This window comes from Pseudoflavonifractor sp. An187, assembly GCF_002160275.1.
Classification (GTDB): domain Bacteria; phylum Bacillota; class Clostridia; order Oscillospirales; family Oscillospiraceae; genus Enterenecus; species Enterenecus faecium.
The window spans coordinates 23,138-31,335 of the sequence record NZ_NFKG01000025.1; the positions used below are offsets into that span (position 1 = coordinate 23,138).

Annotated in this window: 8 protein-coding genes; 7 read left to right on the forward strand and 1 reads right to left on the reverse strand. The window is 60.7% G+C overall.

All coding sequences use genetic code 11. The features are described 5' to 3' along the window. Window positions 1-46 precede the first annotated feature (46 nt). Window positions 47-622, reverse strand: a complete 576-nt coding sequence (locus B5F22_RS09580) for a molybdenum cofactor guanylyltransferase (protein WP_087392385.1) — start codon at window positions 620-622, stop codon at window positions 47-49. 1,123 nt (window positions 623-1,745) lie between these two features. Here B5F22_RS09580 and mnmA point away from each other — a divergent pair. From mnmA to B5F22_RS09615, 7 genes are all read left to right on the forward strand, one after another. Beyond that, window positions 1,746-2,768, forward strand: a complete 1,023-nt coding sequence (gene mnmA / locus B5F22_RS09585; RefSeq protein WP_087392386.1) for a tRNA 2-thiouridine(34) synthase MnmA — start codon at window positions 1,746-1,748, stop codon at window positions 2,766-2,768. Beyond that, window positions 2,765-3,718, forward strand: a complete 954-nt coding sequence (gene miaA / locus B5F22_RS09590) for a tRNA (adenosine(37)-N6)-dimethylallyltransferase MiaA (protein ID WP_087392387.1) — start codon at window positions 2,765-2,767, stop codon at window positions 3,716-3,718. Before mnmA ends, miaA begins: the two co-directional genes overlap by 4 nt. Window positions 3,719-3,774: 56 nt before the next feature. Then, the gene (gene hfq / locus B5F22_RS09595; protein ID WP_204210579.1) at window positions 3,775-4,017 is read left to right on the forward strand and encodes an RNA chaperone Hfq; all 243 of its coding nucleotides are present in this window, start codon (window positions 3,775-3,777) and stop codon (window positions 4,015-4,017) included. A 126-nt stretch (window positions 4,018-4,143) separates the two neighbouring features. After that, entirely contained in the window at window positions 4,144-5,412 is a 1,269-nt protein-coding gene (locus B5F22_RS09600; protein WP_087392388.1) for an HlyD family efflux transporter periplasmic adaptor subunit, read from the forward strand. Further along, entirely contained in the window at window positions 5,409-6,119 is a 711-nt protein-coding gene (locus B5F22_RS09605; protein ID WP_087392389.1) for a YggS family pyridoxal phosphate-dependent enzyme, read from the forward strand. The genes B5F22_RS09600 and B5F22_RS09605 overlap by 4 nt, the downstream gene beginning before the upstream one ends. 27 nt (window positions 6,120-6,146) lie before the next feature. After that, window positions 6,147-6,593: a cell division protein SepF gene (locus B5F22_RS09610; protein WP_087392390.1), complete on the forward strand. Its 447-nt coding sequence runs from the start codon at window positions 6,147-6,149 to the stop codon at window positions 6,591-6,593. 49 nt (window positions 6,594-6,642) lie between these two features. Then, window positions 6,643-7,320 carry a DivIVA domain-containing protein gene (locus tag B5F22_RS09615; RefSeq protein WP_087392391.1) on the forward strand — a complete coding sequence of 226 codons (678 nt, stop codon included), beginning with the start codon at window positions 6,643-6,645 and terminating at the stop codon, window positions 7,318-7,320. The last annotated feature ends 878 nt before the right edge of the window (window positions 7,321-8,198 follow it).

Sequence of the window (8,198 nt, forward strand, 5' to 3'; positions counted from 1 at the left end):
CCCAAAGAGTTTGGGAAGGGGGGGCTTTTTCGCTTTTTGGGGTGGTTCAGATCAGGTTTTCGGCCTCTTCCAAATCGGCGGGGGTGTCCACGCTGCGGAAGGGGGCGGTGTCCTCCAGAGGGATGTACACGGTGTTGGCCCAGTTGAGCAGATTGCGGATGTCGTAATCGCCGTTAAGCATCATGGTCTCTGCAAAGGACATGCACCGCTTGCGGTACACGCCAAACAGGGGCTGAGGCACTCCGTCAATGGTGTACACACAGGCATCGGCGTCGCCGATGGCGTCCACCAGGGTGTCGGCCTGGGCCGGGGTGAGGAAGGGGAAGTTCACGCCCACCAGCAGCATCCAGCGGGTGGTACAGGCCCGCAGACCCGCATGGAGTCCGGCCAGAGGGCCCCGGTCAGGATAAATATCTGCCACGGCCAAAGTGCCAGCAGGGGCCAGAGCCTTCCGCTCCGGAGCGCCCACAGACAGCTGGACTCCTGCGCCGTAATGGTTCCAGGTCTCCACCGCCCGATCCAACAGGGTTTTGCCCCCCAGGGTCACCAGGGCTTTGTCCGTCCCCATCCGCTTGGAGGGGCCGCCTAACATAATCTGAACGGTGAGTTCACGTTTCTTCATTGGGATTTACCTCCCGTCGCCAGAGTAGTCACTAAGGACAGTATAGCACACACTGCTTCCATGTGCCACACCAAATTTATGAAATTTCACGAAAGGGGCTTTGGCAAGCCTCCCTTGTATCAAGGCTCCCCTGAGTCAGGGAAGTTGGCTTCCGTCGGGCAGATGAGGGTGTGTTCTTCTAACTGCCCTTGTTTCAGGCTTGCCAGCCTGGCGGGGACGCTTCCCGCTGGGGGTTTCTTTTGAGCGGGCAAAAGAAACCAAAACCCGCTTAGGGCGTTCCCCCCTAAGGACCTCCCTTGGGGTACCAGGCTGGAACTGCGTCAAGTCTCTATTCGGCCCGTTACCCTTGCTGTGGCTCCTGTTTGTGCCACCATATCAGGCCACCCTTGGCAGCTGGCCCTATCGCCAGGTGGTTTCCACGTCCGGGCCTACCTTGGAGAAGCGGCGTTCCCGCCGCCAGGAGCCAAGCCTCCGTTAGCTGGAAACAGCGGCACACCAGGGAAAGGCCCTGGCGGTAGAAGGACGCATGAACAGAGAAGGAAATACAAACCATAGAACGGCAAGCCATCTATGTGACCCCACCGCCCCCAGGGCTGAAAAGAGAAAGACGCAGGGACACCCAGTACCGCGGGGTGGATTCCACAAGGCGGGGGAAGGCCCCGCCTTTGGCGATTCTTTCCCCGATTTCTCATCGCTGAGAAATCGGGCCCAGCGGAGCGTCCCTGCCAGGCTGGCAAGCCGGAAACAGTCCTTTTAGAAGAACAACCCCTTGTCTCAGTCTGCTTCGCAGACAGCTCCCCTTACACAGGGGAGCCTTTTCAGTACGGCGTTCCCGTTGTCAGATGCTTTTTCTGCACCATCTTGCTACGCTGCGGTAGGGGAGGGGCTTGCCCCTCCCGAATCCCCCAAGGCAATGCCAGGGTAGCCACGGGCCGGGCAAGCCACGGCCCCTACCACAGTAACACAGGGAGTGCGGCGGAGTCCTATGGCTCCCTCCGGGCGGTGCAAAACCCGCCAGATTTTGCATCCCTTTCCCCCTATTTTTCATGCTTCATTTGGTTGAACCGTTCACAAATTTCTGGTATACTAAACGGTAAATCATTTCCACAGGAGGACGCAGCACATGGCAGACAAGAAGGTGGTTTTGGGGCTCTCCGGCGGGGTGGATTCCGCCGTAGCCGCCCAGCGGCTCTTGGGCCAGGGCTATGAGGTACACGGGCTGTACCTGGACATCGGGCTGGGGGGCGAACAGTCCGCCCGGGACAACGCTGCCAAATTGGGCATCCCCCTCACCGTGCGCTCCATCCAGCAGGAGCTGGAGGAGCACGTGTGCGCCCCCTTTGCCGCCGACTACCTGTCCGGCCGCACCCCCATTCCCTGCGCCCGATGCAACCGGGCGGTGAAGTTCCCCGCCCTCATCTCCTTTGCCCGGGAAATCGGGGCCAACTGGGTGGCCACCGGACACTATGCCCGCATTGGCACCGGGTGCGACGGCGGCCCCATTTTGCTGCGGGGCAATTCCGCCAATGACCAGTCCTACATGCTCTCCCGGCTGACCCGGGACATGCTCTCCCACGTTCTCTTCCCCCTGGGGGACGGCCCCAAGGAGCAGACCCGCCAGGAGGCGGAGGCCGGGCAGCTGCCCGCCGCCGACCGCCCCGACTCCATGGAGATCTGCTTCATCCCCGACGACGACTACGCCGCCTGGCTGGACGCCCGGGGCGGCACCCCCCCGCCGGGGAACTTTGTGGACGCCAACGGCAACGTCCTGGGCACCCACAAGGGCTTCCACCACTACACCATCGGCCAGCGCCGGGGGCTGGGGGTCTCCTCCACCGGGCGGCTGTTTGTCACCGAAATCCGCCCCCACACCAATGAGGTGGTGCTCTCCCACGGGGAGGGGCTCCACGCCTTTATGGTGCACACCGACTCCCTGAACTGGCTGGGCGAACACCCCCTGTCCGCCCCCATGGAGGTGGAGGTGCGCCTGCGCCACTCCCGCCGTCAGGACCCCGCCACCATCATTCCCCTGGGGGGCGGACGGGTGGACATCCACATGAAGCACCCCGCCCGAGCCCCCACGCCGGGCCAGCTGGCGGTGTTCTACCAGGGGGACCAAGTGCTGGGAAGCGGGTGGATCCGATGAACCACACGCCCGACTGTCTGGTCATCTGCGGCCCCACCGCCTCCGGCAAAACCGCCCTGGCGGTGGCTCTGGCCCAGATTTTGAACGGGGAAGTGGTGTCCGCAGACTCCATGCAGGTCTACCGTGGCATGGACATCGGCACCGCCAAGCCCACGGCGGAGGAGATGCAGGAGGTGCCCCACCACATGCTGGACGTGGCCGACCCCTGGGAGAACTTCTCCGTGGGCCGCTATGTGGCCCAGGCCATCCCCATCATGGACGACATTCTCGCCCGAGGCAAGCTGCCCATTGTGGCAGGGGGCACCGGGCTGTACATCGACCACCTCATGGCCGGGCGGGAATTTGCCCCCTTCGCCCCCGACACCGCCGGAGTGCGTCAGCAGCTCCAGCAGCAGGCCAGGGAGGAGGGGCTGGAGCCCCTGCGGGACAAGCTGGCCCAGGTGGACCCGGAGTCCGCCCAGCGGCTGCACCCCAACGACGAAAAGCGCATCATCCGGGCCCTAGAGGTATATCTCACCACCGGAAAGACCATCTCCCAGCACAACCGGGAGTCCCAGGCCATTCCGCCTCGCTATCATCCCCTCACCATTGGCCTGGATTTTGAAGAGCGCCCCCACCTGTGGCAGCGCATTGACCGCCGGGTGGATGTGATGATGGAGCAGGGGCTGGAGGACGAGGTGCGGCGGCTTCTGGACGCCGGAATTCCCCCCACCTGCACCGCCATGCAGGCCATCGGCTACAAAGAGATCATCTCCGCCCTTCAGCAGGGCCGCCCCGTAGAGGAGGGGGCGGAGGAAGTGAAGCTGCGCTCCCGGCAGTACGCCAAGCGGCAGCTCACCTGGTTCCGCCGCAACCCCAACACCCACTGGATTCGCTGGGGAGAAACCCCCAATTTTTCCCAGGCCGTCGCAAGTTCGACAGAACTCGCCCACGCCCATGGCTTACAATAACAGCACTCTGGGACAGGCCACGCCTGGCCCAAAAAAGAAAAGGAGTGCTGATAACCATGAGTTTTACCGCAGTCGCCGTGGGCAAACAGCCCAACGTACAGGACACCGTCCTGTCCACCCTCCGCCGCACCGCCGCCCGGGTCACCGTCTTTTTGATCAATGGGTTCCAGCTCCGGGGGGTCATCACCGCCTTTGACCCCTATGTGGTGGTGCTGGTCAGTGACGGAAAACAGCAAATCATCTACAAACACGCCATTTCCACCATCACCCCGGAACGCCCGGTGAATATGGAGGAATAATCCCCAACTCGGAAGGCGTGTTCCAACCCCACGGAACCGTGCCAATCCATCGGCACCGGTTTCCCAAACCGGGAAACGTGCCGTTCCATTGGCAAGCGTTTCCCACATAAAAAAAGGAATGAGCCTATGAAAGAGAGTACATTGGTCAATAAAGTCATCATCGGCGTCATCTGCGCCGCGGTGATTCTGTATTTCGCCGTCTATCTGGCCCTGGGCTTCAAACCCGACCTGGTGACCACCACCGCCTATTCCTATTCGGTGGACATCGGCACCGAGGCCTCCGCCCTTCTGGTCCGGGACGAACAGGTGATCTCCACCACCGGACAGTATGTGGATATCCTACTGGACGAGGGTGAAAAGGTGTCCAAAGGCGGCCAAATCGCCCTGATTCACGCCAGTCAGGACTCGTTGGAGACCCGCCAGACCATCCAGTCCCTGGAGGCGGAGATTCAGCAGCTGGAGTACTCTCTGTCCACCGGCACCCAGGCCACCAACTCCTCCAAGCTGGACGAAGAGGTGATCTCTTCCATGGTGGCCATCCGTTCCCTGGCCGCCTCCGGTGACCTGTCCACCCTGGAGGACTCCGCCCTCCACCTGCGCACCATGGTGTTCCAGCGGGATTACAGCTACGGCAACACCGAGGCCGCCACCCAGATCAAACAACTGATTTCCGACAAGCAAAAGCAGTTGGACTCCCTCAACGCCTCCCTCAGCCAGGTGTCCCAGACCATCACCTCCCCCGCCTCCGGGTGTTTCTCCGGGGAAGTGGACGGCTTTGAGAGCCTCATCACCCCGTCCATGCTCTCCTCCTTGACCATGCAGCAGCTCAACGAGCTGCTCCACAAGGAGGTGGCGGACCCCCCGGCCGCCCTGGGCAAGGTGGTGACCAACAACACCTGGTATCTGGCCACCCTCATCGACCAGCCGTCGGTGAAGGGCCTGCTGGAGGGCAAGACCTACAAAATTTCCTTCTCGGACGACTACTACGGCATGATTTCCATGAATTTGGAGCGTCTGGTCATGGAAAACGACCAGACCATGGCCATTTTCTCCACCAACACCAACCTGTCTGACACCACCCTGCTGCGCCAGCAGACGGTGGACATCATCGCCCAGCAGGTGGAGGGCATCCGCATCCCCCGCCAGGCCCTGCGGGTGAACACCGAGACCGTCACCGACGACCAGGGCAACCAGAGCCAGGTCAACTCCTACGGCGTGTACACCGTGGTGGGCACCCAGGCCGAATGGCAGGAGGTGAAGGTGGTCTACAGCGACGACGACTCCTTCTACCTGGTCCAGCCGGTGGATGAGACCGCCTCTTCCCGCCTCCGGGCCGGGGACGAGGTCATCCTCAACACCACCAACATCACCGACGGGATGGTGGTGCGCTCATGAGTATTTCCACAAATTTAGCCCACGTTGTGGAAGAAATCCGGGCCGCCGCCTTGGCCGCTGGCCGGGACCCGGCGGAGATCACCCTGGTGGCCGCCACCAAGACCCAATCCGACGACGTCATCCGGCAGGCCATTGCCGCCGGAGTGACGGTGTGCGGGGAGAACCGGGTGCAGGAGCTCACCGCCCACTGGGAAGCGGGGGCCTATGAGGGGGCACAGGTCCACTTCATTGGCCACTTGCAGACCAACAAGGTGAAATACCTCATGGGCAAGGTGGATTTGATCCACTCGGTGTCCTCCCAAAAGCTGCTGCTGGAAATTGACAAGCAGGCAGGGAAGGCCGGGCTGGTTCAGGACATTTTGCTGGAGGTGAATTTGGCCCAGGAGCCGTCCAAATCCGGCTTTTTTGTCCCCGACGTACTGCCCGCCGCCCAGCTGTGTGGGCAGCTGGACCACGTGCGCCTGAGAGGCCTGATGTGCATTCCCCCCGCCGCAACCTTTCCTGAGGAAAATTTACCGTTTTTTCATAAATTGCAGGCTCTTGCTGTTGACATACAGGAAAGAATGGGAGATAATAAAACAGATACCAAGATACTGTCCATGGGGATGAGCGGCGATTTCACCGCAGCCATTGCCGCCGGCGCCACTCATATCCGGGTGGGGACGGCGATTTTTGGCCCTCGTTCGCCCATTTCCAACCCATTTTGAACGATATATAGAAGGGAGTTCTCACCCATGAGCTTTTTGGATGAACTGAAGCGTCTGGCCCGTCCTTACGAGGATGAGGACGACGATGATTACGAGGAGGATTTTGCCCCTGTGAACAACAACGCACCCGCCAGCGAGACCACCCGCACCAGCGAGCCTGAGCGCCGCAACAACAAGGTGGTCAACATCCACACCACCACCCAGCTGCAGGTGGTGCTGGTCAAGCCCGAACGCTTTGAAAATGCCTCTGAAATCGCCGATCACCTGCGGGAGAAGCGCACCGTTGTGCTGAACCTGGAGCAGACCGACAAGACCGTGGCCCGCCGTCTCATCGACTTCCTCTCCGGCGTGACCTACGCCAACGAGGGCACCATCAAGAAGGTGTCCATGGCCACCTACATCATGACCCCCTACAACGTGGAGATCATGGGTGACCTGATTGATGAACTGGAGAACAACGGGCTGTATTTCTAAGCCCCGGTTTTGTTTGTTGTGAGAAATAGAAATAAAGGAGACTTGCACAATGATGACTCCGCAGGAGGTAGCCAGCCATGTCTTTGCCAAAGCGACCTTTGGCGGCTACAACATGACCATGGTGGATGAGTTCCTCGATCAGCTCACCGAGGACTACACCGCACTGTACAACGACAACACCATTTTGAAAAATAAGCTGAAGGTGCTCTCCGATTCCATCGAAGAGTACCGGGCCACCGACGTGGCCATGCGTAAGACCCTGCTGGCTGCCCAGCAGATGGCCGACTCCATGGTCAGCGACGCGGAGAAGAAGAAGACCCAGCTGGAGCAGGACGCCACCCAGGAGGCTCAGGCTCGCAAATCCAAGCTGGAGGCGGAGATCGCCGCAGAGGAGTTCCGGCTCCAGCAGGCTCAGAAGGCCACGGCGGACTACGTCATGAAGCTCCACGCCCTCCACCAGGAGGAGCTGGACTACCTGTCCCGTCTGGGCCAGATGGTCCCCCCGGAGATGGCTCAGGCCGCCATGGCCCAGTCCATTGTCCCGGAAGGGCCCACCACCCCCGTGGAGGACCTCACCCCGGAGGAGGAGGAAGTGGAGGAGCCCACCATTTCTCAGCCCCTCCAGCAATCCCAGCAGCCCAAGAACGACCCCGTGGACGATCTGTATCTGGATGCTACCCGCCGGTTTGACGACTTGCAGTTTGGCAAGGACTATCAAATCAAGTAAGTACTTAAAATCCCGTGAAACTTGAAGTTTCACGGGATTTTTTCTTTCTGCCAAGCCCAATGGCTCCCCTGAGTCAGGGGAGCTGTCTGCCGTCAGGCAGACTGAGAGGTTGTCCGTCTAACCGCCCATCGTTCAGGCTTGCCAGCCTGGTGGGGACGCTTCCCGCTGGGGGTCCATTTTGACTGGCCAAAATGGACGAAAAGCCACTTAGGGCGTTCCCCCCTAAGGACCTCCCTGGGGTACGAGGCTGGACCTGCGTCAAGGCTATGGTCGGCCCAGGCCCTGGTGGGGTCACATGGATGGCCTGGCAAGTCTATGGGAAGCGCCCCCTTCTCTGTAAGATGGTGCCTCTCCTTCCAGGGCCTCACCCCGGAGAAGCGGCGTTCCCGCCGCCGATCGCTGGGAACAGCGGCCCACCAGGGTAAGGCCCCGGCGATAGAAGTACAAGTTTCCACAGAAGCAGGTATATTCTGTGGAACTTCCATGCCATCCATGTGACCCCACCCGTCCAAGGGCCGAAAAGAGGAGCACGCAGGGACAGCCAGTACCGCGGGGTGGATTCCACAAGGCGGGGGAAGGCCCCGCCTTTGGCGATTCTTTCCCCTCTTTCTCATCGCTGAGAAAGGGGGCCCAGCGGAGCGTCCCCGGCGGGGGCGCTGGTTTGCGCCAAGGAAATCGGAGGAGTACAATCCTTCCATCATCCTAGTGGCTGACCGCTCCTGTGGCACAAGGGAGCCCTATAAACGGACAAAAAAGCCCGGAGGAAGCAGTGATATGCTCCCTCTATGAGAGACAGTGAAATAAAACACTGTCAATCATGGAGGGAGCATTGTCATGCCAAGGAAGCAAAAGTTAGGTGTAGAAGAAAAGATCAAGAT